This is a genomic window from Pseudidiomarina homiensis (assembly GCF_003987225.1).
GTDB classification, from domain to species: domain Bacteria; phylum Pseudomonadota; class Gammaproteobacteria; order Enterobacterales; family Alteromonadaceae; genus Pseudidiomarina; species Pseudidiomarina homiensis.
In genome coordinates this window covers 859,150-883,623 of sequence record NZ_PIPX01000001.1, presented here as the reverse complement: position 1 = coordinate 883,623, position 24,474 = coordinate 859,150, and the positions used below count along the sequence as shown (strand labels likewise).

The window sequence follows — 24,474 nt, the reverse complement described above, 5'->3', positions numbered from 1 at the left end:
GCTATGGAAATCCTCATTCTACTGATTGTCGCCGCTGTGTTGTTGTTTGCGGTGAAAGAAATTCGGCGGAGTTTGATTAGTCGTCCAATGTTTGGCTTTTTTAAGCGTGTGCTCCCGCCGTTGTCGAATACCGAACGTGAAGCTATGACCGCCGGTGATGTCTGGTGGGATGCTGAACTTTTTAGTGGCCGTCCTGATTGGCATCGTTTCCATCAACACAAGCCACCCCAGTTTACTGAAGAAGAACAGGCCTTTATTGATCATCAACTGGAAAAACTGTTGGCCATGCTCGACGACTTCCAGATCGTGCAGCAAGATCGTGACCTACCGAAACAAGTTTGGGATTACATTCGCAAAGAGAAGTTTTTTGCGATGATCATTGGCAAAGAGTTCGGTGGTTTAGATTTTTCGCCTGCCGCAAACTCGTACATCGTCTCCCGCATTGCGACCCGATCTATCAGCGCAGCGGTGACGGTTATGGTGCCGAACTCATTGGGGCCAGGCGAGCTGTTGAGCCATTACGGTACTGACGAACAAAAAAATTATTGGTTGCCGCGACTTGCGGATGGTACCGATATTCCCTGTTTTGCTTTAACTGCACCCGAAGCCGGTTCGGATGCGGGCGCGATTCCTGACACTGGAATTATTTGCAAAGGCGAGCATGACGGCAAAGAAGTGGTCGGTATCCGCCTGAATTGGGATAAGCGTTACATCACTCTTGCACCGGTCGCTACGGTATTGGGTTTGGCCTTCAAACTCTACGATCCAGAGGGCTTGTTGGGTGATAAAGAAGACATCGGTATTACCTGTGCGCTGATTCCTACGAACCACCCTGGGGTGGAAACCGGTGAGCGTCATTTCCCGTTGAATCAAGCCTTTATGAATGGTACTACCTACGGTAAGGACGTCTTTATCCCGTTGGATTGGATCATCGGTGGTCAAGAATACGCTGGCAAGGGCTGGCGTATGCTGATGGAATGTTTGTCGGCGGGGCGAGGGATTTCATTACCTGCGTTAGCCACTGCGACGGGGCATGTCGCACAACGAATGACCGGAGCCTATGCTTACGTGCGCCAACAGTTCGGTTTGCCGATTGGTAAATTTGAGGGGGTGCAAGAAGCGTTGGGGCGGATTGGTGGTTTCAACTACAGCATTGAATCCATGCGGCGCTTAACCGTTGCTGCCTTATGTGAAGGTAAGAGCCCATCGGTGATTACCGCGATGACCAAATACCACATGACGGAAATGGGCCGTCAGGTGATGGAAGATGCGATGGATATACACGCCGGTAAAGGTATCCAGTTAGGACCGAAAAACTATCTCGGTCATGGCTACATGGCAACCCCTGTATCGATCACTGTTGAGGGTGCCAATATTCTTACCCGCAACTTGATGATTTTCGGACAGGGGGCAACACGGTGCCACCCTTACGTACTGAAAGAGATGGACGCTGCGGCAAACCCCGACGAAGAGCAAGGTTTACGTGATTTTGACGAGCTGTTGATTAAGCATATCGGCTTTGCTGCCAGCAACTTTTTTGGCAGTTTGTGGATGGGGTTCACCGGTGCGCGCTTCAACGCCAGCCCAATTAGTGGTCCCACAGCCCGTTATTATCAACATCTTACCCGTATGAGCCGGGCGCTGGCCTTAACCGCAGACGTTGCGATGTTGATTTTAGGTGGTGACCTTAAACGCAAAGAGATGCTATCGGCGCGTTTAGGTGACGTACTTAGTCATCTTTACATGGCTTCCGCAGTGCTCAAACGTTACGAAGATGATGGTCGTCAAAATGGCGACATGGCCTACGTGGACTATGCAGTGCAACGTCACTTGTACGAGATTGGCGAGGCTTTTCGTGGTTTTCTTGCAAACTTTCCAAATCGTTTTATCGCCTGGACGTTGCGCTTGGCAATTTTCCCGTTGGGTATTCACTACGAAGCGCCTAATGATGAACTCTTGCAAGACATTGCCGACGATATGATGGTGCCAGGAGTGACGCGTGATCGGCACACCTTCTTGTGCTATTGGAAAGATGACCCGAAAGATATGACCGGTCACATGGAGCTGGCGTTCGTTGGCATGAAGGAGCATGAAGCACTCTATAAACGTCTACAGAAAGCCGAAAAACGTGGTGAGATCCCACCTGACTTGGCGGGCGACGAATTGGTCAAAGCTGCTCGTAAAGCGGATTTAATCACCGCAGACGAAGCGAAGAGCTTGAAAAAAATTGAACAGTTGCGTTTAACGGCAATCGCCGTGGATCAGTTTGCGCCAGGGACGTTAGAAAAGAAAACGTTCGCCTAATCAGTGGAGAAGGCGAACGTTTAGTGTGACGTACTAGCTCAATAAAGAGTTCTTAACCAATCGGCTTATAGCGCATGCGGTGTGGTTCCATCGCTTGCTCGCCGTGGGTTTGCTTCATGTAAGCTTCGTAGTCAGTGTAGTTACCTTCATAGAAATTCACTTGGCCTTCATCACGGTAATCCAAGATGTGTGTCGCCACACGGTCGAGGAACCAACGGTCGTGCGAAATAACCATGGCTGAGCCTGGGAACTCCAACAAGGCTTCTTCGAGCGCCCGCAGGGTTTCGACGTCAAGGTCGTTGGTTGGCTCATCGAGCAACAACAGGTTACCACCAGCTTTGAGCAGTTTAGCTAAGTGTACTCGGTTGCGTTCACCACCGGACAACTCGCCGATACGTTTTTGCTGGTCATTACCTCGGAAATTAAAGCGGCCAACGTAGGCACGACTGTTGATCTCGAAAGTACCGATGCGCAGCACGTCTTGCCCGTCAGAGATTTCTTGCCACACCGTGTTGCTGTCGTCCATGTCATCACGGAACTGGTCAACGCTGGCCAACTGGACGGTGTCGCCAAGTTCAATGGTGCCGGCGTCCGGTTGCTCTTTGCCCGTTAGCATGCGGAATAGGGTCGATTTACCCGCACCGTTAGGGCCGATGATACCGACAATCGCACCTTTCGGAATGCTGAAGCTTAAGCCGTCAATCAGCACGCGATCGTCATAGGATTTTTTCAAGTCGTGCACTTCCACAACCTTGTCACCCAAGCGTGGACCCGGTGGAATAAAGAGTTCGTTGGTCTCATTACGCTTCTGGTAATCACCACTTTGCAGCTCTTCAAAGCGCGACATACGTGCCTTGCTCTTCGCTTGGCGGCCTTTAGGATTCTGGCGTACCCATTCGAGCTCTTGCTTGATGCTCTTTTGGCGGGCTTTTTCGGCTTTTTCTTCTTGCTCGAGGCGCTTCTCTTTCTGCTCTAGCCAAGAGGAGTAGTTGCCTTCCCATGGAATGCCGTAACCACGGTCAAGCTCAAGGATCCAACCAGCGACGTTATCGAGGAAGTAACGGTCGTGGGTGATGGCCACGACGGTACCGTCGTAGTCATGCAAGAAGCGTTCGAGCCAGGCTACTGACTCAGCGTCCAAGTGGTTGGTCGGTTCGTCGAGCAGCAACATGTCTGGTTTGCTCAGCAATAAACGGCAGATAGCGACACGGCGGCGTTCACCACCCGAAAGTACCGCAATTTTGGCATCCCACGGCGGTAAACGCAGTGAGTCAGCGGCGCGCTCGAGGATGTTTTCAAGGTTATGGCCGTCTTTGGCTTGGATAATAGCTTCAAGCTCACCTTGGCGTTTCGCTAGAGCATCAAAGTCGGCATTTTCGTCTGCATAGGCAGCGTACACCTGGTCGATTTCAGCTAATGCGTCTTTAACTTCGGCAACCGCTTCTTCAACGGTTTCGCGCACGGTTTTAGTTTCGTCGAGTTGCGGTTCTTGCGGCAGGTAGCCAATTTCAATACCTGCTAACGGTCGTGCTTCACCATCGATTTCTTTATCGATGCCCGCCATGATGCGAAGTAGGGTCGACTTACCTGCGCCGTTTAAACCCAAAACGCCAATTTTAGCACCTGGGAAAAATGACAAGGAGATGTCTTTCAAAATGGTCTTTTTCGGCGGGACCACTTTACTTACCCGCGACATGGAATAGATATATTGTGCCATAACAGCAACGGTTCCTTTTTTTAAGGCTAAGACAATGGTCGCTATTTTAACCCTTAAGTTGGCGTGAACCCAAGTATATTGGTAAACTACCGCCACAAATGTTGTCCCGTTAGAAGTCAGGAGCCCCGATGTTAAAAAACAGCATGAACATTGCCGATTATGATGCCGATCTTTGGCAAGCGATGACTGGCGAAGTTGAGCGCCAAGAGCAACACATTGAACTTATCGCCTCGGAAAACTACACCAGTCCACGTGTGTTGCAAGCGCAGGGCTCGCAACTGACCAATAAATATGCCGAAGGCTATCCACACAAGCGTTACTATGGCGGTTGTGAATATGTCGACGTGGTTGAAGACTTGGCTATCGAGCGTGCCAAGCAATTGTTTGGCGCTAAATACGCAAACGTCCAACCCCATGCTGGTTCGCAAGCAAACTCGGCAGTTTTCTTGGCTTTGTTGGAAGCGGGTGACACGGTATTAGGTATGAGCTTGGCCCATGGAGGGCACTTGACCCACGGTTCAGGCGTCAACTTTTCAGGGAAGTTATACAAAGCTGTGCAGTACGGTCTTGATGAAAGTACCGGTGAAATCGACTACGCCGAAGTGCGTGAATTAGCGCTTGAGCACAAACCTAAGTTAATCGTCGCAGGTTTCTCAGCTTATTCAGGCATCGTTGACTGGGCGAAATTCCGTGAAATCGCCGACGAAGTTGGCGCTTATTTGCTAGTGGACATGGCGCACGTTGCAGGTTTAGTTGCGGCTGGCCTGTATCCAAGCCCGATTCCACATGCTGACGTGGTGACCACTACAACGCATAAAACACTTGCCGGACCACGTAGCGGTTTGATTTTGTCAGGTAAAGATGATGAAGCACTGCACAAAAAATTAAACAGTGGAGTGTTCCCTGGCAGCCAAGGTGGTCCTCTGTGTCACGTGATTGCCGCTAAAGCGGTAGCGTTTAAAGAAGCGATGGAACCGGAATTCAAAGCTTATCAGCAGCAGGTTCTTGATAATGCGAACGCGATGGTGAAAGTGATGCAGCAGCGTGGCTACAAAATCGTTTCGGGTGGCACACAAAACCACTTGTTCTTGGTTGATTTAATCGATAAAGATATCACGGGTAAAGATGCTGACGCCGCCTTGGGCCGTGCTTACATCACCGTGAACAAAAACTCGGTGCCGAACGATCCACGTTCACCTTTTGTCACCTCGGGATTACGCCTAGGAACGCCGGCGATAACGCGTCGCGGCTTTAAGGTTGCTGAAGCTGAGCAAGTCGCTAACTGGATGTGCGACGTGCTTGATGATATCGGTAACGAAGAAACCATCGCGCGCGTGCGTGAAGATGTGAAAGCGCTGTGCAAGCGTTTTCCAGTGTATGGCTAATTCGCTTTACTAGCCCAAAGGAAAAGTAGCCCAAAGGAAAAGTTATGCATTGTCCGTTTTGCGGTACTCAAGACACTAAAGTTATCGACTCTCGATTGGTTGCGGACGGTGCTTCCGTGCGCCGTCGTCGTGAGTGTACTGACTGTAAAGAGCGTTTTACGACCTTTGAGACCGCAGAACTGATTATGCCGCGGGTAATTAAGTCCGATGGCTCGCGTGAACCTTTTAATGAAGACAAGTTGCGGGCTGGTTTATTGCGCGCGCTTGAAAAGCGCCCTGTGAGCCTAGAGGCCATGGAGCAAGCCATTCAGAACGTGAAGTCGGCGTTACGTGCGACGGGTGAACGCGAAATCACCAGCCAAGTGATCGGCGGTTTAGTCATGGATAACTTAAAAGCCCTCGATAAAGTCGCTTATATTCGCTTTGCGTCCGTTTATCGTGCGTTTGACGATATTCGTGAATTTGGTGAAGAAATCGCCCGTCTCAACGACTAAGCGAGGAGCCACACATGGCCCAGCTTAACGAGCCAACCTTACAAGCAGACGCACACTACATGCAGCAGGCTTTGGAGCTAGCTGCACGCGGTGCTTTTAGTGCGGCGCCAAACCCCCTTGTCGGTTGTGTTATTGAGCACCGCGGGCGTGTAGTCGGGCGCGGTTGGCATGAACGCTCAGGTGAGCCTCATGCCGAAGTTCATGCGTTGCGTGAGGCAGCAGCGCAAGCCGTTGGAGCAACGGCGTATGTAACCCTCGAGCCGTGCAGCCATCATGGCCGCACCCCACCCTGTGCAGATGCTTTGATTAAGGCGCAAGTGACACGGGTGGTGGTCGCTATGCAAGATCCAAATCCATTGGTGGCCGGACAGGGGATTGCGCGCCTGCGTGACGCCGGTATTGAAGTTGTTGTGGGCGTACTCGAAGATGCCGCACGACGGCTAAACCGCGGTTTTATTTCTCGTATGGAGCGCCAACGGCCTTGGTTACGTCTGAAAATGGCCATGACGCTTGATGGCCGCACCGCTCTTGCGAATGGCCAAAGCCAATGGATTACTGGTTCAGAAGCTCGTCATGACGTGCATCGTTACCGCGCCCAAGCCGGTGCGATCTTAACCAGCGCACGTACCGTAATGATGGACCAAGCGCAAATGACCGCGCGTCACCCTGAGGTGCAACATCAACCTTTGCGAGTTGTGCTTGATCGTCAGGCACAGTTGCCACCAAACGCTAATTTTTATGCGATTGATAGTCCGGTGCTACGGGTCATTGATGCCGCACAGGACGCATCAACAAATGAACACCAGTGGCCCGCGCATGTAAGCACGCTTGCCTTACCGGCAAGTGCTGGTCGGTTACCGTTACGCAGTCTATTCGACAAGCTAGCGGAATTGCACATCAATGATGTCTGGACCGAGTGCGGTGCAGAGCTAGCAGGCGCTTTAGTGGCTGCTGAGCTCGTGGATGAATTTGTTATTTATATGGCGCCGAAATTGTTCGGTTCTGACAGCCGAGGGCTGTTGCAACTGCCGCTATTTGAGCGCGTTGAACAGGCGCCGGAATTAGTTTACGAGAGTGTCACTCCAGTTGGCACCGATCTACGTATTATTGCTCGTCCGCTGCATAGCGGCGGAGTAAGCAGAGGAGAATTAACGTCGTGAGTCAACTACACAGTGCGGCTGAAATAATTGAAGATATTCGCCAAGGCAAAATGGTTATTTTGATGGACGATGAAGATCGCGAAAATGAAGGTGATCTGATCATTGCCGCTGACTGCATTACGCCAGAAGCGATTAACTTTATGGCGCGTTACGGCCGTGGCCTGATCTGTTTAACGCTCACTGAAGAGCGTTGTGCGCAGTTACGTTTACCGTTGATGGTGAATCAGAACAATGCTCCTTATGCGACGAATTTTACCGTATCCATCGAAGCCGCCGAAGGGGTGACCACCGGCATTTCTGCCGCTGATCGTGCGCGGACGGTGCAAGCTGCGGTAGCGAAAGACGCCAAACCAGATGACTTGGTTATGCCGGGGCACATTTTTCCGTTAAAGGCCAAAGAGGGTGGCGTGTTGAACCGTGCTGGTCATACTGAAGCAGGTTGTGATTTAGCCCGCTTAGCCGGCTTTGAACCAGCGGCTGTCATCGTCGAAGTGCTGAATGAAGATGGCACCATGGCGCGCCGTCCAGATTTGGAAAAATTTGCTGCTGAGCACGACCTTAAAATCGGCACCATCGCTGATTTGATCGAGTACCGCTCGCTCACCGAGAAAACGGTAGAACGCAAGGCACAGTGTCGTTTGCCGACGCGTTACGGCGAATTTGAGTTGATCACCTTCCAAGATACCATTGATAAACAAGTTCATTATGCGCTTATTCATGGTGAGATTAACGAAGATGCGCCCGTCAATGTTCGTGTGCACTTGCAAGACACCTTTAACGACTTATTTTCAACCGATCGTGCTAGTCAACGCAGTTGGCCGTTAGGTCATGCGATGGATTACATCGGTAGTAATGGTGGCGTGCTCGTGGTGATTGGGCGGACGCAAACGACCGACGATATTCTAGAGCAAGTGCAAAGTTTTGCTGCCGAAGATCGTGGCGAGAAAAAACCAAGTGCAGCGGCGTCGAACGCGTCACGTAACGTGGGTATTGGTTCGCAGATTCTTGCCGACCTTGGCGTGCACAAGATGCATTTGATGAGTTCGCCTAAACGTTACTCGGCGTTATCTGGGTTTGGCTTAGAAGTCGTCGACTTCATCGAAGATAACGATTGAACTTGTTCGCTTAAGCGTTGATTTGTTGGCGCTATCCAGCCCGCTGCGGCGCTTGCCGCAGCGACAAAACCATTCAAATAGGCAATTTCCATCGGTCGTTGATGCAAGTAGTCTTGCAGCATTGATGAGCGGTTGCGGGCGGTTTGCTCAACTACCTGTTGCGCCTGTGTCAGCAAGTCATCGGTAGCTAAAGTCACCCCCTGGTAGGCAGCCAAACGGACAATTTCTTCGGCCACTGATCGCCATTCTGCGGGGGCAACGTGTTGAGGAAGTTCGCCGTTGCGGCAACGGTGAAGCACCGTGTACGGATTAATAAGGCAATTGATGGCGAGTTTTTGCCAACGTCGCACGCGCAGATCTGCTTGCCAATGCAAGGGCGGTAGTGCGCGCGCTAAAGCGGTAAAGAACTCCGGTTTTTCTGCAGTTCCAGTCATTGTCCCTAGCCAGCTTTGGCCATGACCGCCGTGAACCACCTCAGCGCCGTCACGATAGGCCCCGTGGGTTGTTACCCAATGCCAGTCTTGCGGGCGTAGCCATTCTTCTTCGTTGGCCAACATACCGTTGTAACTGAGGATTAACGTTGACTCCGCAAAGGCTTCATAGCGGCGCAGCTCTTCGATGAGCGGGACGACTTGATAGGCTTTCACAGCGGCGAAAATAAGGCTCGGCTGCAACAGTTGAACATTGCTCTGGAAGCGAAATGTCTGCCCGTCGAAACGAATTTCGGTAGAACCTGTGCGCCGGAGCTTGAGTTGCACCTGTTCGTTCTGTTGCGCAAGGTGGACGGCCATAAGACTGCCTAATGCACCTTGGCCGATAACACACCACGGTAACTTACTTGTCACGAGCCAACTCCGTGTCAGCGCTTGGTGCTTGGATCCTATGCAACGCTTTACGCAGCACGATTAATAACAATAATCCTGGAGTGACCATGACGGCGGTTAGGATGAAAAACAACGACCAATCACCGTTGAGCCAATCGACGACAAACCCACTGTAGGACGATAAGAGTGTGCGACCTAAATTACCCAGTGATGCTAAAAGTGCATACTGTGTTGCGGTAAACGCACGGTTACAGAGCAGGCTAATGAACGCGACGAAGGCCACCGTCGACCACGCACCGGTAAAGCCATCAATGATGACTGCCGCGAGCAACAAATTTGTGTCGGGACCCACCACAGCGATCCAAGCGAACATCAGGTTACTGGCCGCCATGGCGATGCCGCCAATAAATAGTCCGCGCATGGTCCCTAAGCGCACGTTGACCATACTGCCGATGATGGCAAAAACGATAGTCACCCACCACGTCACCATTTTCGAATAGACCGCGATGTCGTCATTGGTAAAGCCGACTTCTTTGTAAAAGACGATACTCATACGGCCTAAAAAGGCTTCGCCGATTTTAAATAAGAAGATAAAGCTTAAGATTGCGACAGCAAGACGCCAGCCGGCGCGTTTAAAAAATTCAGCGATGGGATCAACTAAGGTTGTGCGAAACCAATCCTGCCAGCGTGTGAAGGGTTTCAATTGCGCTCGATAGCGCGTTGATTCGCGTACGGCCAGGACAATGATAAGTTGTACGGCGAGAACGCCTGCCATGATTTTGTAAGCTGCTTGCCAGTCCCACGCGGTGCCATCGACCAAGAAAAACGGCAGTGCTCCAAGGCCACTGTAGCCGGTCCACCAGCCCGCAGTCGCCATTGCTGCGCCGGCAGACTGCAGATGACTTTCGTCTTGACTAAACGTCTCGATGCGAAACGCGTCGATGGCAATATCCTGCGTTGCTGAGGCTACCGCAATCGCTAATGCGCCGGCCGCTACCCAAAAGGCATTTTGCGCAAGATTGAGGCCACTTAGGCTAAGCGTTGCTGCAATCAGAATGACTAAACAGAGTGCTAACCAACTGCGTCGCTGGCCAAGCCACGGCTGCAACAGCGGCAGCTTGACGCGGTCGACAAGGGGAGACCATAGCGCATTGACCGAATAGGCCACAAAAACCATGCCGAACAAACCAATCTCACTGCGTGACACGCCTGCTTCTTGTAACCATGCGGAAAGCATGGAACCAATCAAGACCCAGGGAAAGCCACTCATGATGCCAAATAAGAAAATGACCCAAATGCGCGGCTCTAGGTAGACACGGAAGTCTTTGTACCATGGTTGTTGGGTGTCAGTTGAACTCATTGTTGCGGCATTACTTCGGCACGAATCAGCACCGGTGGCTCGGCTGGAAAGTCACGCCAACCGGTTTCGGCGTGAAACGGCATGGATTCGACTTCAGCAAGTTTGTCGAGCACTTCATAGCCTTCAGCAATGGTGCCAAATACCGCGTAGCCCCAGCCGTCCTCAGGATCGAGCGATGGATTGTCAGCGACGTTAAAGAAAAACTGGCGGGTTGCTGTATGCGGATCATTTTCGCGCGCCATGGCGATGGTGGCATACTTATTTTTTAAGCCGTTGCCCGATTCATTAGGAATCGGTGAACCGGTTTTCTTGGCGACCAGCTCTTTATCATAGGCGCCACCCTGTACGACAAAACCAGGCACGATACGGTGAAAAATAGTGCCGTTATAACTACCGATATCAACATACTTAAGGAAGTTTTCGACCGTCAGTGGTGCTCGGTGACGATTCAATTCAACGATAATATCGCCGTGACTCGTCACCAGCTTCACTCGTGGGAACGGGTTATCGGGCTGCACATCGGCGTGTGCAACCGCACTTGCGGTTAGGTTGGCAACCAACAACAGTAGGGCGCTAAACAACGCTTTCATAATTTACCTTTTGCTCGGGTTTTACGTCAGACAGCTATACACCACAAATTTGGCGTTACTAGCAACCTGCTTCACTTGTTTAAAGAGGCGTTTTAAAGGGTGATAATACGGTAGATGACGGTTCGCTACCAGTCGCATTTCGCCGCCTTTACGCAGTACGCGTTTGGCATCACGGAACATTTGCCGAGCAATATGCTCCGTGATGGCATGCTCTTGATGAAACGGAGGGTTGCATAAAACAAGGTCAACACTGTGGCTGGTGAATTGGCTTAAACAATCATCAGTAACGGCACGATAACTTGGAGTGGTAGCGAGATTCTGTTCGATGTTGAGGCGACAGGAAGCTACCGCTAAATGGGACTCGTCGACCCAGGTCACTGCGCTACTCGGTGAGCTCTGCGCATAAACAAGGCCTAAAACACCGTTGCCACAACCGAGATCAATGACCTCTGATGCACCTGGTTCGGGCAGGTTATCAAGTAATAATCGTGCGCCAATATCGAGTTGATTGCGGGCAAACACGCCAACATGATGATGCAGCGTAAGGTTATGCTCGGTAAGCTGCCATTTGCTCATAAAGTGCTCGGTGTTAAGCGGTACCGATCGCACCCGAGCTGTGAGTACACGGCATTTACGTTGGATCAACGAGATGTCGATCTCATCGCAGTACTTTGCAAAGAGCTCGCGAACTGCTGGTGTGAACAGTTTACTCTTTGCCGCTGCGCGCAACGGTGTACCCGGTTGCAATTCACTACTTAACTTGGCGAGTTGGAATTCCAGTAGGCTTTGACTCTTCGGTATCTTGAGCCAAACACTCTCAGTTGCTTGCGGCAATGTTGCCAATGGGTCAAGCTGCGTTAGCTCGGTCGACAACTGATTTAAGGCTAAATTTGCAAGTTGACCCTGCTGGCTGACGAAGGAGTCGTTGACCGTTGTGACCTGACAGTGCGCGAAAGGTAAAAGCAGGGCGCCCCATTGGTCGTTAAGTACTAATGGTTGATGGGTCGCTTCCAGAGCAGTAACGTCTGCGGCTATGTGTTGGTGCAATAGCTCATCCGCCGCGTCCCATGCTTGTAAAGGGTCGTTGGTGCGCAGCGGGTAGCGTTTTAACTGACAACGTCCCGCAGGACTTACTAAGAGCGAGGGCGCACTGGTAGGGGTTGTTGATTTTGCCATTGGTCGGACATTTCTCTTATTAACATTCGTGCTATGATAGCGAAAAACGTGCAGTGACTATAGGTTTTAAACAGTGAAAAAATACGCAGAAATTACAGGTTGGGGTAAATGTTTGCCGCCTGCGGTCATGACGAATGATGACTTGGCGACATTCTTGGATACGTCGGATGAATGGATTCGCACCCGTACAGGGATAGAAGAACGTCGAGTTAGCTCGGTAGGAACGTCTAAGTTGGCGACGGTCGCAGGGCGCAATGCGCTGGCTGCGGCAGGGCTTGACGCGAATGACCTCGATCTTATTTTGGTGGGTACCTGCACGCCTGACGAAATTATTCCTAATGTAGCCTCCGCAGTGCAACGTGACTTGGGTGCCAAATATGCGGCAGCGTTCGATCTGAATGCCGCCTGCAGTAGCTTTTTGTATGGTATGCACTACGCAACCCAAGCGATTCGCACAGGTGTGCACAAGAAAGTACTTATTATTGGCGCTGAACGTTTAACCCGTATTCTCGACTGGACCAAACGAGAGAGTGCTGTATTGTTCGGTGATGGCGCCGGGGCTATGGTCCTCGAAGCGTCGGACGAAGAGTGTGGCTTACTCGCTTCACATGTCACCTGTGACGCCGATGCTCGCGACGTTCTTGCATTGGAATTTGGGATGAGTTTCGACCGTTTTGGTTTCGATGGCATCATGCCCTTCAATTTTGTCGGCCAAGAGATTTTCAAACGTGCCGTAAAAGGCATGAATCTCGCCGTTGAAAAAGTATTTGCCGAGACGGGATTGACCACAGCCGATATCGATTCATTAATACCGCACCAAGCGAATAAACGTCTCATCGATTACCTTGCTAAAATGTGTAAGGTACCGGAAGAAAAAACCGTTATTAACATTCAAAAATATGGCAACACCTCGTCGGCAACCTTGCCTATTGCATTCTGTGAAGCAGTCGAGCAGGGCATTGTTAAGCCGGGCGATACCATTGTCTCTGCGGTTTTTGGTGGCGGACTCACCTGTGGCGCTGGCATCATCAAATGGGGCCAGCGCGTGACGCCGTTACAGCCGAACGATGAACAACTGCCAAGCGACGGCCAAACCGCGCTTGACTTGATTCTGCCAATGCACCAAAAAACCAAAGCCGCATGGGAGCGCCGTGAGCATGAGTGAACACATCCAAGTTGCGCAACGTGACGGCATTGTCTGGATCACCTTAAATCGTCCAGAGAAGAAAAATGCATTAACTCAGCAAATGTACTTGGATCTAAGTGCCGCACTGGAACATGCCGAGCGCGATGGTAAAGTTGCTGCCGTGGTTCTGCAAGGTGCCGGTGGCAACTTCTCCGCTGGTAATGACTTGCATGATTTTTTAGCCGCTGACGAGCTTGATGAAAACTCGCCACCGTTTGAATTTCTGTTCACCCTTAGCCGCTTAAGTGTGCCAGTGATTGCCAGTGTAGAAGGTGTGGCTATTGGTATCGGTACAACGATTCTGCTGCATTGTGATTTAGTGCTAGCCAGTGATGATGCGCAGTTTGCGTTACCGTTTATTCATCTTGGTTTGGTGCCGGAAGCGGCATCGAGTCAGTTACTTCCGTTACTGTGTGGACATTTGCGTGCTGCAGAACTATTGCTACTTGGCGATACCATTGATGCCACTACTGCGCTGACCTATGGTCTTTTGAATAAAGTCGTCGCGAAAGATGAATTAGCAGCGACCACGGAAGCGCTTGCTGGACAGCTTGCGAGTAAACCCGTAAGCGGCCTCCGAGCAACCAAAAACCTGATGAAACAGCCGACGGAAGCCGTCGCCGACCGAATTTCACGTGAAGCACAGGTGTTTATTAAAGCCTTGCATTCGGACGCTGCCCGCGAAGCTATTGCCCAACGACTACACAAGAAAAAATAATTTCCGTAAAACGGTTGTTTTCTAAGCAAGCGCACCCACTTTACTTGCGGGGCGCTTACGGATCATGGATAATGCGCGCCGTTATGGTGGCCCTGTTGGTCCCCCCGCAACACGAACTGGTGAACCCGGTCAGGCCCGGAAGGGAGCAGCCGTAGTCAGGGATGTGGGTGCCGGGGTGTGGCTGGCAGGGCCGCCACCCTCCCTTCAAAACTCCAAAAGCGTTATTCGTCCGCTTCGCTCTTCGTACACTTCGTTGTTCGTCCGCTTCGCTTTTCGGGGCATTGCATCAGCTTCAGCTTTGCGGTCTAATCATTTTTATTTTTTCGAATAGCGCAGCGTACGAAAAACGAACAGCGCAGCGGACGAATCACGAAGAGCTGAACCATGCCTAAGAATAAAGATGCTGTGTATTACAGCGACTACCTGAAACTCGATACCTTACTTTCTGCACAACAACCCCATAGCCCCAAATATGGCGCTGAAGCTCATGACGAAATGCTATTTATTATTGTGCACCAAGTCTATGAGCTTTGGTTTAAACAAGTACTGCACGAATTACGTGCAATTCACGCCGACTTCAGTAAGCCTCAGCTCGACGATAAAGCACTGTATCTAGTAGCACATCGTTTGCGCCGAGTACTGACCATTCAAGATTTAATGAATGATCAGGTTGCGGTGATCGAAACGATGACGCCGCAGGAATTTTTAGAGTTTCGCGACTATTTAGTTCCAGCATCCGGTTTCCAGAGTATTCAGTTCAAGGAACTTGAAATTCGTTTAGGGCTGACGCGAAAAACGCGTATTGCTTTTGATCAGCAATCCTTTTACAACCGTTTGAATGAGCAGGATCGCAACTACCTAGAAGAACTTGAACAGCAGCCAACGCTGTTTGATTGCGTTGATGATTGGTTGGCGCGCATGCCTTTTCTTGAATTTAAGGACTTCAAATTTTGGGATATGTATCAAGCGGCGGTGAACGATGCGCTTGATCATGATGAAACCATCATTCGTGAAAATGCTGCTGATGAGGAACAGTTGCATACTGAACTGGCTGGAATTCAGGCGAACCGAGACAATTTTGCGGCGCTGTTTGATAACGAACGTTATAAAGTGTTGCAAGAAAGCGACGCAGTGCGTTTATCGCAACGAGCTATGCTTAGCGCACTGTTTATTACGCAGTATCGCGAGGAGCCGGCATTTAATTTAGCGTGGCAAGTGATTACCTCGCTCGCTGAAGTGGATGAAAAGCTCACCATATGGCGCTACAAACACGCAATGATGGTGCAGCGGATGCTGGGTACTAAGATAGGTACTGGCGGTAGCTCAGGGCATGACTATTTACGCCGTACCACAGAACAAAACCGAGTTTTCAAAGATTTCTTTGCAATGTCGACCTATCTATTACCGAAAAGTGCGTTGCCAGAACTACCAGAGCGGGTAAAAGCAGCGCTAGGGTTTTCGTCGTTGTCGGCTTTGGAAAAAGGCGACGGCGCGGCTTAAGGCCAGCATTTGTTGCTCAACGCGCAGGGCCAACCATTGCTGTTGGTCCGCACTTTGACTGCGTTCCAGTTGGCGTACGTTCGTCGCTAACTCATCACAGTAATGTTCCGGTGCGCTATGCGTGGTTTTAAAAAGCTGCGCATCGAACCAATCTTGAAATTGTTCCTCGCTAACACGTAATGCCAAGATCTGTTGACGCAAGTGTGCGATCTGGTGCTGGAGTCTTTGATATACCGTGCTTTCAGTTGGCATTAACTATTCCTATCAGAGTGTGTTTGTCAGAGTACCCCAGCGTGCGTTCGCACGGCAAGTGCAAGGCAAGATAACTCTTTAAGAAATGCACCTGTTACCGGCGCAGTTGCGGGCTGAACTTTCCTTGTCAAAATCCGTCAAAGTTAGAGAAAAATGGCTATACTCAGAGGGAAACTCAGAAGGGCAAAATTGACGTTTTGTTAAGAACCTGTAATTGCATCTTTATGCAGCTTTAGGCTAGGAATAATCTCATTTCACAGGTTGACAGGGTTTGTCAGATCGTGGGAGTATTGAGCAGATTATTGCTCTCAATATCGTGAGCAATAGCTGCAAGTGTTGATTAAACTCTTTTCGTCACTCAAATAACTGGGAAGTTGACGGCTCTAATTGTTGTCAGCAGAAAGTTAAATCAAATTGGTTGGGAACTATGACCAAAGTAATCAATAAAAGCAAAGTTGCAGCGGCCCTTGTTGGTGCGCTTGCAATGGCAGGCAGCGCTACCGCTGCTGCACAATCAGTACCTACGCTGCAAAGCGAAGGCGCAAAAACGCATCAAGCTGATGTACGTTCACAAGAAAAAATCAATTCGTTGTTCGAGCAGTCAAATGAATTGCTGTACGAATACCGTGGCATTGTAGACCAGTATGAACAGCTGAAAGTCTACAACGATCACGTACAACGTTTGGTTGATGACCAGAACGCGCAACTGGCTTCTCTACAGCGTCAGATCGACGGCATCGAAGACACCAAACAAGGTGTTGTTCCTTTGATGTACAAGATGATCGACGCTTTGGAGCAGTTTGTTAAGCTGGATATTCCTATCCACCGCGACCGTCGTTTAGAGCGTGTTGAGCGTCTACGTGACGTGATGGAAAACTCAAACGTAACCACGTCTGAGCAATTCCGTCAGATCACTGAAGCTTATCAAGCTGAAATGGACTACGGTTCTGGTTTGATTGCCTATGAAGGTAAATTGAACTTTGAAGGCGAAGAAATCTCTGTTGACTTCTTCCACCTTGGTCGTTCTGCGCTGATGGCGCAATCGCTGGATCTGAAAAACGGTTGGATTTATAACCAAGAAGCTGGTCAGTGGGAAGTCCTTGACGACGCCTACCTAGCTCCTTTAACGAAAGCCATCCGTATGGCGCGTAAGCAAAGCGCACCAGATCTTCTTAAATTGCCAATCTATGCAGCGGAGCGTGCAGAATGAACAAACTAGTGAAATCTTTGCTGGTAGCTACAGCATTCTCTCTAACCATGGGTGCGAGCTCTGCATACGCACAAGAGCAAGAAGTATCCAACGCAAAATCACTTGAGCAATTGCTCGAGTTGGTAAAAGAAAACCGCGCAGCTTCTCAGCGTATTAATGCTGAACGTGAAGCTGAGTTCACTTCTGACCGCGCCGACAAGCAAGCCTTGTTGAATCGTGCGAAGAAGCAGTTGGCTGATGAACGCGCACGTGGTGAGCGTTTACAGACTGAGTTTTCTGAGAACGAAATCGCTTTAGCGAACAAAGAAACTGAACTGCAAAACCAACTCGGTACTTTGGGTGAGATCGTCGGTGTTGCACGTGGTGCAGCCAGCGAAACCATCGGTCGTATCGCGACTTCAATCGTGAGCTCACAGTACCCAGGTCGTGAAGACATCTTGGAAAGTATTGCTGAAGCACGTGAAGTTCCAACCATTGAAGAGCTTGAAGAGCTTTGGTTGGCATGGTTAACCGAAATGAAAGAGTCGGGCAAAGTTGTGACTTTCCCTGCTGAAGTTACTTTGTTGGACGGTTCTACTGAACAACGTGACGTAACGCGTATCGGTGTTTTCAACTTGTTGTCTGACGGCGAATACTTCGTCTACAACGACCAAGCTGAAGAAATCCAGCCGTTAGGTAAGCAGCCAGAAGGCTACATTCTTTCAGCAGCTGATTCGTTCTTGAGCACTGAATCAGGTTACGAAGGCGTTTATATTGACCCTGCTCGTGGCCAGATTTTGAATCTTGCAACGCAAAAAGCGACGCTTGAAGAACAGTATCATCAAGGTGGCACAGTTGGTTATGTAATCACTGTAGTTCTTATCCTTGGTATCCTGATTGCTATCTGGAAAATCGTTACCTTGGGTTCAGAAGGCGCGAAAATCCGTGCTCAGCTTAAGAACACAGGTAATCCTTCAGAGAAGAACTCTCTTGGTCGTATCTTGAAAGTCTACCATGACAACAAGTCTGACGACGTTGAGAACCTTGAACTGAAACTTGATGAAGCCATCATGCGTGAAACGCCACGTATCGATTCTGGTGTTAACATCATCAAGATTTTCGCGGCAATCGCACCACTACTCGGTCTATTGGGTACGGTTATCGGTATGATCGGTACCTTCCAATCGATTACCTTGTACGGTACGGGTGACCCGAAAATCATGGCAGGCGACATCTCAATGGCGTTGGTAACCACCGCTATGGGTCTAATCGCTGCATTGCCATTAATTCTGATCCACGCAGTTGTTGCGGGTCGTGCTAAGAAGATCGTTCACACGTTGGACGAACAAGCTGCCGGTATTGTAGCCGCGCACGCGGAGAAGGAGTAATCCTATGCTTTACCTGATGGGCCTTTGGGAAACTATCAGGGATTTTCTGAGCACCGGTGGCGACGTTTTATATTTCGTCATGGGAGCGCTCTTTCTCATGTGGGTACTCATGATTGAGCGCTTCTGGTTCCTTACCGCAGTGTTCCCTAAGATGAAGAAAGATATCATCGCACAGTGGGACGCGCGGAAGGACACCACCTCTTGGTACGCTCACAGGATCCGTGAAGCATGGATTTCCGAGGCAGCTGATAAACTGAATGCACGTATGTTGTTGATCAAAACAACCATCGCCATGTGTCCGCTTATCGGACTATTGGGTACGGTAACCGGTATGATTACCGTATTCGAAACTATGGCAACGCAGGGTACCGGTAACCCTCGTTTGATGGCCGACGGTATCTCGATGGCGACGATCCCGACAATGGCCGGAATGGTTGCAGCACTGTCAGGCATGTTCTTTGCGACTCGTTTAGAGTCAAAAGTGAAACGTGCTCGTGACAAGTTGGTCGACAGTTTGCCACATCATTAAGAGAGAAGAATTATGGCACGTAAACGTATTCGTGAAGAGGAAGATGCAGCGATCGACATGACGCCGATGCTAGACATCGTATTCATCATGTTGATCTTCTTCATCGTAACCACCTCTTTCGTTAAAGAAGCTGGTATTGACGTGAACAAGCCAGAAGCTAGTCAGGCGCAGAAGAAACCTTCTGCCAACATCTTTATCGCTATTCGCGCGAATGGCGAAGTATGGATGGACAAGCGTATGGTTGATGTTGAGCGTGTAGGCGCCAACATCGAGCGTCTCTTGGCAGAACAGCCAACTGATATCGTAGTGATTCAGGCGGACAAAGAAGCCAAACATGGTGTTGTCGTTGAAGTCATGGATCAAATTAAGGAAGCGGGTATTGACAAGATATCCATAGCCGCAGAGGACGATTAATATGGTGCGCTTTATAGTATCAATACTATTAGGTGCTGCAGCTACGTTCCTTCTGTTCGCGTTCATGGCGTTCTTGATCAGCGGGGGCGACGGGCGAAATGCACCGCCTCCACCGTCATCAGTCATTGAGATTGTGACTCAGCCACCGGATTCGGAAGTGGATCAGCGTCGCCGTACGCCACCACCACCTCCGCCTCCACCGGCTCAGCCGCCGGAGACGCCACCAAACGAGCCTGATAACTCAGATGCCGATGGTATGAACTTGGACCTTGGGTTTGATGTTGACGTAGGTGGTACCGACACTGGCTTTGATGCGAGTGGTGGAATGATGCGTGATGGGGAAGCAGTACCTGTGGTACGTATTAACCCACGCTACCCACCAGCGGCAGCACGTGATGGTGTTGAAGGTTGGGTGATGTTGCGCTTTACCATCGATAAGACTGGCGGTGTTACTGACGTCGAAGTTATCGATTCAAATCCTCGTCGGGTATTTGACCAAGAAGCACGTCGTGCGCTCTTGCGTTGGAAGTACAATCCGAAGATGGTTGATGGTAAGCCAGTAGAGCAGCCGGGCCAGACAGTCCAACTCGACTTCAGCCTGGATCAGGAGTAATGATAATGATGCACAAAAAACTCACTATGCTTCTTAGCGCGAGTGTATTGTGTGGCGTTTTAGCGGCGGGTACGCCTGTCGCTAACGCGCAAGACATTAATTACAACTTGCCTACAGCAGAAGAAATTCAACAGCGTAAAGATAACCGTCGTAACTTAACGGTTTCAGAACGCGTTGGACGTCGAATCATGGCTGCTTTTGAGCTCTACAGCGAACAAGAAGACATCAAAGGTGCTATTGCTGAACTTGAAGCAGTAGAACCGCGCGAAGCTTTTGACCAAGCTTACGTTGATCGTTTTCTTGGTAACCTTTACGCCGCTGATGATCGCATCAATGACGCCTTTACTCGCGTCACCCGTGCGGCAGATGCAGACGTTTTAGGTTGGTCAGATCAGGCTTCAGCGATTAAACTCGCTGCCGACTTGAGCTTGCAACTTGAAGACTATCGCTCAGCACTTAAGTACTACGGCCAATGGTTGCAGTTTACGGGTGAAGCTAACGGTGATGTATTCTTGCGTATTGCGAACTCCTACTACGAGTTAAAGCAATTCGAAAAGGTAATTCGCCCAGCAGATTTGGCAATTCAAAGTTATGAAGAGCCAAACAAGAACCCATACGTACTGAAAGTTGCTTCGTATTACGAACGCAAAATGTACGCTGATGCAATCAATGTTCTCGAGTCTGGTCTTGAGATTTTCCCAGGGGAAAAGAACTGGTGGAATCAGTTAGGTATGATCTACATGTTGGAAGAGCAACTAGATAAAGCTCTGCAAACATTAGAAATTGCATATCTGGCGGGTTACTTTGAGAAAGAAAACCAGTTTAAAGCTCTCGTTCAGCTCTACTCTAACAATGGCATTCCTTATGACTCAGCACGTTTGATGGTGAAACATTTGAATGCTGGTGACATTGAGAAGACTGCGCGGAACTATCAAAGTGCCGCGAACAACTTCGAAATGGCACGTGAGTACAGCCGTGCAGCCGAAATGTACGCATTGGCAGCTGAGATTGCTGACGAGCGTGAAGATCGTGCTGACTACTATCGTAAGAAAGGTACAGCGCATTTGCGTGCGGAAGAATATCCGCAAGCAGCGCAAGCCTATCTAAATGCGATAGATCAAGGCTACGACGAACCAGGTGCGGTGTACATGTCACTGACTGAAGCGTATTTCTATCAAAACAAATTCAGCGAAGCGCTGAAGTATGTTAAAGAAGCGCAGAAGTTTGAAAACCAACGCCGTAATGCACGTAGTTGGGAATCTTATATTCGCAGCAAAGCAAGCAACTTAGGTGTGTCGTTGTAAGCGAAATAGTGCCTAACGACGCAAAAAAGTTGTAAAGCCCCGCTAGCCAAGCGGGGCTTTTTTTTGTAGAACAGCTATAGTTAACAAGTGTCGTATGACATAACACAACAGAGGACTACAACTATGAGCAACATGAAAAAATCAATGGCAGTCACCGTAGGTGCATTATTAGCAGGTGGTCTTTCTATGCAAGCCGCAGCAAATCCCTTTAGCTATTCTGATATGGGCTCTGGCTATCAGCAAGAAGAAAGCAAGGAGCGTGAAGCCAAATGTGGTGAAGGCAAATGCGGCGACATGAAAAAGGAAGAAATGAAAGAAAAAGCCAAAGAAGGCAAATGTGGCGAAGGTAAGTGCGGCGAAGGCAAGTGTGGTGAAGACCGCAAAGCTGACATGAAAGAGCACGCACATGATGAAGCCAAAGAAAAAGCCAAGGAAAAAGCCAAAGAAGGCAAATGTGGCGAAGGTAAATGCGGCGAAGGCAAGTGTGGCGGCGCATAAGTAATGCTGAAGACCGTAGGACTTGGTTTACGCCGTGAGTTTCTGGATGACGTCTTAACGCAAGCTCCCAACGTAGGTTTTTGGGAGCTTGCGCCAGAGAATTGGTTTCCGCGGGGAAACCAAGCCTACCGAACTTTAGATCGTATTCGTGAGCAGGCGCCTTTAACAAGCCACGGCTTATCATTATCCATCGGCAGTCCTGACCCACTCGATGTCGATTTTATTAAGCAGGTAAAGACGTTTCTCGATCGCTTTGATATCAGAATTTATAGCGAGCATCTGAGTTATTGCTCTGCTGCGGGTCAACTTTATGACCTGTTACCCATCCCTTTTACGCAAGATGCCGTCAACCATGTTGTGCAGCGCGTAAAACAAGTACAAGACATTATCGAGCGCCCGTTGGTACTTGAAAACGTTTCCTATTACGCCAGTTTCGGTAATGAATTGACAGAACTTGAGTTTATCAATGCCGTGCTTGCGCAAGCCGATTGTAAGTTACTGTTGGACGTGAATAATGTTTTCGTCAATAGCGTCAATCATCGCTATGATCCGTATGACTTTATTGCTGGGCTGCCAAGCGAGCGTATCGTTTATGGGCATATCGCGGGGCATACTGAAGAGTACGATGATTTGTTCGTCGATACTCACGGTGCAGATGTGAAGCAAGAAGTATGGGATTTGCTCGATTTTGCCTATGCAAAACATGGTATTTTCCCGACGGTTTTAGAGCGAGACTTTAACATCCCACCTTTGTCACAATTGCTGACTGAAATGAATAAAATTACCACCCATCAACAACAAACTGTTGGCGCACGTGACCCAAGACTTCAAACAAATACAGCATGAATTGGCCGCTTGGCTGCGCTCCGAGCGGCAGCCAGATGAAGCATTGAACGCTATTGAACCGCGGCGTTTGGCAATCTATCGAAGGCTGATTCACAACAACATTCGGCAGTTTCTGGATGCGGGCTTCCCGGTATTAAAAGAAGTACTCGCAAAGGACCAGTGGCAGGCACTTGTCGATAGCTTTATCGCGCAGCACCATGCGAACTCACCGTTATTTTCCGAAATTGGGGCTGAGTTTGTGCAATTTCTTGCGACATTAGATGTCGCGCAGTGTGACGCTAATGAGCTTCCTCCCTGGTTATTTGAACTTGCGCATTATGAGCGGCTTGAAGTGGATGTGTTACACGCAGATTTCGATGAGAATTTAAGAGTGGTAGGTGAGCTTTCAGATGACACCGTCCTCTATCTTAATCCCACGGCAGTTGTTGCGATTTATTACTATCCAGTCGCGCAGATAAGTCGCACTCAGCAACCTGACACTCAGCTAGCTGAACCGTATTGCGCCTTAGTGTACCGCCAGCCGGAGGCGGAGGTGGTGAGTTTTATGCAAATCAACACTCTGACAGCCTATGCCTTGGAGCAATTACGCAACCAACCACAAACCTTTACGCAACTGTTTGAAGGTTTACAGGTCCAATTCCCTAACTATGCTCCAGAGCAACTGGCGCAAGGCCTTTTGGCACTCATTCAAGATTTTTGCGAACGCTTTGTGTTGTTCACGAAGCCGTAATCGAGTATGATCCGCCCCGCAAAATTTAGCTGCAGTTATGAGGATTCCCCATATGGCTAATAATGAAATGGCTCACCATAAGAGCTTCCGCGATCCATCATGTAAGCCATGGATCGGCTGGTTAGCAGTACTGGTCGTTGTTGGCGTACCGTGCTTACCAGCAGTTTTGCAGTGGTTTAAACACCTAACTGCGTAAACATTCATCACGATAAGGCAACTTATGTCTCGCAAACTCTTGTTGGTCGAAGACAAACCAGCAACTCGTGCACAACTTCTCGACATCCTCGCGGAAACGCCATTTGTTGTGACCTGCGCAGAAGATGGCTTAGACGGGCTCAACCGTGCCAAAGCTGATACCTTCGACGTGGTCTTGGCGGATCACAAGATGCCGCTGTTGGACGGTATGAATTTACTGCGTAACTTGCGTAGCTTAGATGCCTACAAGCAAACCCCGATGTTGTTGATGTCGACCCAAGACGTCAAACACATCGAAGATAGCGCCCGTCGTAGCGGTGCCGATCTCTGTTTGGCAAAACCTATAGATAAACAGCGTTTACTCGAGTTGCTTGCCGATTTGTGGCAAACCATGCATCCGCAAGCGCATCCCGACAAGCGCTCCTCTGCATCATGACCGATATCATCAAGAACTCAATCCGAGCCATCCATGACTATCCCAAACCGGGGATCGTGTTTCGTGACATCACTCCTTTACTTGCCAATGGTGAAGCGTTTAAAGCAACCATCGAAGCTTTAGTGCAGCGTTACCAAAGTAAAGGGTTGACGAAGATTGTTGGCATCGAAGCTCGTGGCTTTATTTTTGGTACGGCGCTTGCTTATGCCTTAGGCATCGGCTTTGTACCTTTACGTAAACCCGGTAAGTTGCCTGGCAAGACTATTCAGCAACGTTACGCGTTGGAGTACGGTGAGGATGCGCTAGAGATGCATACCGATGCTCTTGACGCGACTGACCACGTGCTGATCATCGATGATCTTTTGGCAACAGGTGGCACGGTTTTGGCGGCTGTGGAGCTGATGAAACATGCGGACGTAACGGTAGAAGAGTGTGCGTTTATTATCGCACTGAACGCTTTACCAGGTGCCAAGCGACTACAACAAGCCAGCATTCCGTACTATACCCTGTGTGAATTTTGAGGTAACGTAAGGGCATCTTAATGTCATCGA

26 protein-coding genes and 1 other RNA gene are annotated in these 24,474 nt (G+C 49.6%); 21 read left to right on the top strand and 6 right to left on the bottom strand.

Features of this window, described 5'->3' with window-relative positions; all coding sequences use genetic code 11:
• Positions 1-3: 3 nt before the first annotated feature.
• Complete coding sequence (locus CWI70_RS04295; protein ID WP_126770872.1) at positions 4-2,304, top strand: acyl-CoA dehydrogenase; 2,301 nt, start codon at positions 4-6, stop codon at positions 2,302-2,304.
• Positions 2,305-2,356: 52 nt separating this feature from the next.
• Here the strand turns inward: CWI70_RS04295 and ettA are convergent, their stop codons facing one another.
• Positions 2,357-4,021, bottom strand: a complete 1,665-nt coding sequence (gene ettA, locus CWI70_RS04290; protein WP_126770870.1) for an energy-dependent translational throttle protein EttA — start codon at positions 4,019-4,021, stop codon at positions 2,357-2,359.
• Between the two features lie 128 nt (positions 4,022-4,149).
• Here ettA and glyA point away from each other — a divergent pair, with 128 nt between their 5' ends.
• Genes glyA through ribBA form a run of 4 tightly spaced genes read left to right on the top strand, consistent with a single transcriptional unit; the run spans position 4,150 to position 8,175 of the window.
• Positions 4,150-5,406 (top strand): serine hydroxymethyltransferase, encoded by a 1,257-nt coding sequence (gene glyA, locus CWI70_RS04285; protein ID WP_126770868.1) that lies wholly within the window; start codon positions 4,150-4,152, stop codon positions 5,404-5,406.
• 44 nt (positions 5,407-5,450) lie between these two features.
• Complete coding sequence (nrdR, locus tag CWI70_RS04280) at positions 5,451-5,900, top strand: transcriptional regulator NrdR (RefSeq protein ID WP_126770866.1); 450 nt, start codon at positions 5,451-5,453, stop codon at positions 5,898-5,900.
• Between the two features lie 14 nt (positions 5,901-5,914).
• Complete coding sequence (gene ribD, locus CWI70_RS04275) at positions 5,915-7,060, top strand: bifunctional diaminohydroxyphosphoribosylaminopyrimidine deaminase/5-amino-6-(5-phosphoribosylamino)uracil reductase RibD (RefSeq protein ID WP_126770864.1); 1,146 nt, start codon at positions 5,915-5,917, stop codon at positions 7,058-7,060.
• Positions 7,057-8,175 (top strand): bifunctional 3,4-dihydroxy-2-butanone-4-phosphate synthase/GTP cyclohydrolase II, encoded by a 1,119-nt coding sequence (gene ribBA, locus CWI70_RS04270; protein WP_126770863.1) that lies wholly within the window; start codon positions 7,057-7,059, stop codon positions 8,173-8,175. Before ribD ends, ribBA begins: the two co-directional genes overlap by 4 nt.
• Here ribBA and CWI70_RS04265 read toward each other — a convergent pair.
• The 4 genes from CWI70_RS04265 to CWI70_RS04250 are packed head-to-tail and all read right to left on the bottom strand — an operon-like array spanning position 8,115 to position 12,125.
• On the bottom strand, positions 8,115-9,020 hold the full coding sequence (locus CWI70_RS04265) for a ketopantoate reductase family protein (RefSeq protein ID WP_126770861.1): 906 nt from the start codon (positions 9,018-9,020) through the stop codon (positions 8,115-8,117). The two genes, ribBA and CWI70_RS04265, sit on opposite strands and share 61 nt — an antisense overlap.
• A complete protein-coding gene (locus CWI70_RS04260; protein ID WP_126770859.1) occupies positions 9,010-10,359 on the bottom strand; it encodes an AmpG family muropeptide MFS transporter in 1,350 nt (449 codons plus the stop codon). The genes CWI70_RS04265 and CWI70_RS04260 overlap by 11 nt, the downstream gene beginning before the upstream one ends.
• The gene (locus CWI70_RS04255; RefSeq protein ID WP_126770857.1) at positions 10,356-10,949 is read right to left on the bottom strand and encodes a peptidylprolyl isomerase; all 594 of its coding nucleotides are present in this window, start codon (positions 10,947-10,949) and stop codon (positions 10,356-10,358) included. Before CWI70_RS04255 ends, CWI70_RS04260 begins: the two co-directional genes overlap by 4 nt.
• Before the next feature lie 21 nt (positions 10,950-10,970).
• Positions 10,971-12,125 (bottom strand): methyltransferase, encoded by a 1,155-nt coding sequence (locus CWI70_RS04250; RefSeq protein ID WP_126770855.1) that lies wholly within the window; start codon positions 12,123-12,125, stop codon positions 10,971-10,973.
• A gap of 73 nt (positions 12,126-12,198) precedes the next feature.
• On the opposite strand from CWI70_RS04250, the gene CWI70_RS04245 reads away from it, so the two are divergent.
• The 4 genes from CWI70_RS04245 (at position 12,199) to CWI70_RS04230 (ending at position 15,529) form a co-directional block, all read left to right on the top strand.
• A complete protein-coding gene (locus CWI70_RS04245; protein ID WP_126770853.1) occupies positions 12,199-13,290 on the top strand; it encodes a ketoacyl-ACP synthase III in 1,092 nt (363 codons plus the stop codon).
• Positions 13,283-14,029 (top strand): enoyl-CoA hydratase, encoded by a 747-nt coding sequence (locus tag CWI70_RS04240; protein WP_198677644.1) that lies wholly within the window; start codon positions 13,283-13,285, stop codon positions 14,027-14,029. Before CWI70_RS04245 ends, CWI70_RS04240 begins: the two co-directional genes overlap by 8 nt.
• A gap of 93 nt (positions 14,030-14,122) precedes the next feature.
• An RNA gene (ffs, locus tag CWI70_RS04235) (signal recognition particle sRNA small type) lies at positions 14,123-14,219 on the top strand.
• A gap of 194 nt (positions 14,220-14,413) precedes the next feature.
• The gene (locus CWI70_RS04230) at positions 14,414-15,529 is read left to right on the top strand and encodes a tryptophan 2,3-dioxygenase family protein (RefSeq protein WP_126770849.1); all 1,116 of its coding nucleotides are present in this window, start codon (positions 14,414-14,416) and stop codon (positions 15,527-15,529) included.
• Here the strand turns inward: CWI70_RS04230 and priC are convergent.
• Positions 15,479-15,781, bottom strand: a complete 303-nt coding sequence (gene priC / locus CWI70_RS04225; RefSeq protein WP_126770847.1) for a primosomal replication protein PriC — start codon at positions 15,779-15,781, stop codon at positions 15,479-15,481. The genes CWI70_RS04230 and priC overlap by 51 nt on opposite strands.
• A gap of 427 nt (positions 15,782-16,208) precedes the next feature.
• Between priC and CWI70_RS04220 the strand changes: the two genes are divergently transcribed.
• The 12 genes from CWI70_RS04220 to apt all read left to right on the top strand — a co-directional run bounded on the left by CWI70_RS04220 (position 16,209) and on the right by apt (position 24,444).
• Positions 16,209-16,991: a DUF3450 domain-containing protein gene (locus tag CWI70_RS04220; RefSeq protein ID WP_126770845.1), complete on the top strand. Its 783-nt coding sequence runs from the start codon at positions 16,209-16,211 to the stop codon at positions 16,989-16,991.
• Positions 16,988-18,358, top strand: coding sequence for a MotA/TolQ/ExbB proton channel family protein (locus CWI70_RS04215; protein ID WP_126770843.1), 1,371 nt, complete (start codon positions 16,988-16,990; stop codon positions 18,356-18,358). Before CWI70_RS04220 ends, CWI70_RS04215 begins: the two co-directional genes overlap by 4 nt.
• 4 nt (positions 18,359-18,362) lie before the next feature.
• A complete protein-coding gene (locus CWI70_RS04210) occupies positions 18,363-18,887 on the top strand; it encodes a MotA/TolQ/ExbB proton channel family protein (RefSeq protein WP_126770841.1) in 525 nt (174 codons plus the stop codon).
• 12 nt (positions 18,888-18,899) lie between these two features.
• A complete protein-coding gene (locus tag CWI70_RS04205; RefSeq protein WP_034732452.1) occupies positions 18,900-19,301 on the top strand; it encodes an ExbD/TolR family protein in 402 nt (133 codons plus the stop codon).
• Position 19,302: 1 nt separating this feature from the next.
• On the top strand, positions 19,303-19,914 hold the full coding sequence (locus CWI70_RS04200) for an energy transducer TonB (RefSeq protein WP_126770839.1): 612 nt from the start codon (positions 19,303-19,305) through the stop codon (positions 19,912-19,914).
• 5 nt (positions 19,915-19,919) lie between these two features.
• Entirely contained in the window at positions 19,920-21,218 is a 1,299-nt protein-coding gene (locus CWI70_RS04195) for a tetratricopeptide repeat protein (protein WP_241967817.1), read from the top strand.
• A 123-nt stretch (positions 21,219-21,341) separates the two neighbouring features.
• Positions 21,342-21,716, top strand: a complete 375-nt coding sequence (locus CWI70_RS04190; RefSeq protein ID WP_126770837.1) for an HvfA family oxazolone/thioamide-modified RiPP metallophore — start codon at positions 21,342-21,344, stop codon at positions 21,714-21,716.
• A gap of 3 nt (positions 21,717-21,719) precedes the next feature.
• Positions 21,720-22,562 (top strand): HvfB family MNIO-type RiPP peptide maturase, encoded by an 843-nt coding sequence (locus CWI70_RS04185; protein ID WP_126770835.1) that lies wholly within the window; start codon positions 21,720-21,722, stop codon positions 22,560-22,562.
• Positions 22,531-23,292 carry an HvfC family RiPP maturation protein gene (locus tag CWI70_RS04180; RefSeq protein ID WP_198677643.1) on the top strand — a complete coding sequence of 254 codons (762 nt, stop codon included), beginning with the start codon at positions 22,531-22,533 and terminating at the stop codon, positions 23,290-23,292. Before CWI70_RS04185 ends, CWI70_RS04180 begins: the two co-directional genes overlap by 32 nt.
• Before the next feature lie 52 nt (positions 23,293-23,344).
• Entirely contained in the window at positions 23,345-23,488 is a 144-nt protein-coding gene (locus tag CWI70_RS12395; RefSeq protein ID WP_157980862.1) for a hypothetical protein, read from the top strand.
• A gap of 24 nt (positions 23,489-23,512) precedes the next feature.
• Complete coding sequence (locus tag CWI70_RS04175; protein ID WP_126770831.1) at positions 23,513-23,923, top strand: response regulator; 411 nt, start codon at positions 23,513-23,515, stop codon at positions 23,921-23,923.
• The gene (apt, locus tag CWI70_RS04170) at positions 23,920-24,444 is read left to right on the top strand and encodes an adenine phosphoribosyltransferase (protein ID WP_126770829.1); all 525 of its coding nucleotides are present in this window, start codon (positions 23,920-23,922) and stop codon (positions 24,442-24,444) included. The genes CWI70_RS04175 and apt overlap by 4 nt, the downstream gene beginning before the upstream one ends.
• Positions 24,445-24,474 lie beyond the last annotated feature (30 nt).

Bases quoted from the DNA above. Each gene is read 5' to 3' on its own strand.
- nrdR (WP_126770866.1), top strand. From the start codon at position 5,451: ATGCATTGTCCGTTTTGCGGTACTCAAGACACTAAAGTTATCGACTCT.
- CWI70_RS04250 (WP_126770855.1), bottom strand. From the start codon at position 12,125: ATGGCAAAATCAACAACCCCTACCAGTGCGCCCTCGCTCTTAGTAAGT.
- CWI70_RS04195 (WP_241967817.1), top strand. From the start codon at position 19,920: ATGATGCACAAAAAACTCACTATGCTTCTTAGCGCGAGTGTATTGTGT.
- CWI70_RS04230 (WP_126770849.1), top strand. From the start codon at position 14,414: ATGCCTAAGAATAAAGATGCTGTGTATTACAGCGACTACCTGAAACTC.
- CWI70_RS04190 (WP_126770837.1), top strand. From the start codon at position 21,342: ATGAGCAACATGAAAAAATCAATGGCAGTCACCGTAGGTGCATTATTA.
- CWI70_RS04220 (WP_126770845.1), top strand. From the start codon at position 16,209: ATGACCAAAGTAATCAATAAAAGCAAAGTTGCAGCGGCCCTTGTTGGT.
- priC (WP_126770847.1), bottom strand. From the start codon at position 15,781: ATGCCAACTGAAAGCACGGTATATCAAAGACTCCAGCACCAGATCGCA.
- CWI70_RS04295 (WP_126770872.1), top strand. From the start codon at position 4: ATGGAAATCCTCATTCTACTGATTGTCGCCGCTGTGTTGTTGTTTGCG.
- CWI70_RS04200 (WP_126770839.1), top strand. From the start codon at position 19,303: ATGGTGCGCTTTATAGTATCAATACTATTAGGTGCTGCAGCTACGTTC.
- ribD (WP_126770864.1), top strand. From the start codon at position 5,915: ATGGCCCAGCTTAACGAGCCAACCTTACAAGCAGACGCACACTACATG.
- apt (WP_126770829.1), top strand. From the start codon at position 23,920: ATGACCGATATCATCAAGAACTCAATCCGAGCCATCCATGACTATCCC.
- CWI70_RS04185 (WP_126770835.1), top strand. From the start codon at position 21,720: ATGCTGAAGACCGTAGGACTTGGTTTACGCCGTGAGTTTCTGGATGAC.
- CWI70_RS04255 (WP_126770857.1), bottom strand. From the start codon at position 10,949: ATGAAAGCGTTGTTTAGCGCCCTACTGTTGTTGGTTGCCAACCTAACC.
- CWI70_RS12395 (WP_157980862.1), top strand. From the start codon at position 23,345: ATGGCTAATAATGAAATGGCTCACCATAAGAGCTTCCGCGATCCATCA.
- CWI70_RS04260 (WP_126770859.1), bottom strand. From the start codon at position 10,359: ATGAGTTCAACTGACACCCAACAACCATGGTACAAAGACTTCCGTGTC.
- CWI70_RS04210 (WP_126770841.1), top strand. From the start codon at position 18,363: ATGCTTTACCTGATGGGCCTTTGGGAAACTATCAGGGATTTTCTGAGC.
- CWI70_RS04205 (WP_034732452.1), top strand. From the start codon at position 18,900: ATGGCACGTAAACGTATTCGTGAAGAGGAAGATGCAGCGATCGACATG.
- CWI70_RS04175 (WP_126770831.1), top strand. From the start codon at position 23,513: ATGTCTCGCAAACTCTTGTTGGTCGAAGACAAACCAGCAACTCGTGCA.
- CWI70_RS04215 (WP_126770843.1), top strand. From the start codon at position 16,988: ATGAACAAACTAGTGAAATCTTTGCTGGTAGCTACAGCATTCTCTCTA.
- ettA (WP_126770870.1), bottom strand. From the start codon at position 4,021: ATGGCACAATATATCTATTCCATGTCGCGGGTAAGTAAAGTGGTCCCG.
- CWI70_RS04240 (WP_198677644.1), top strand. From the start codon at position 13,283: ATGAGTGAACACATCCAAGTTGCGCAACGTGACGGCATTGTCTGGATC.
- glyA (WP_126770868.1), top strand. From the start codon at position 4,150: ATGTTAAAAAACAGCATGAACATTGCCGATTATGATGCCGATCTTTGG.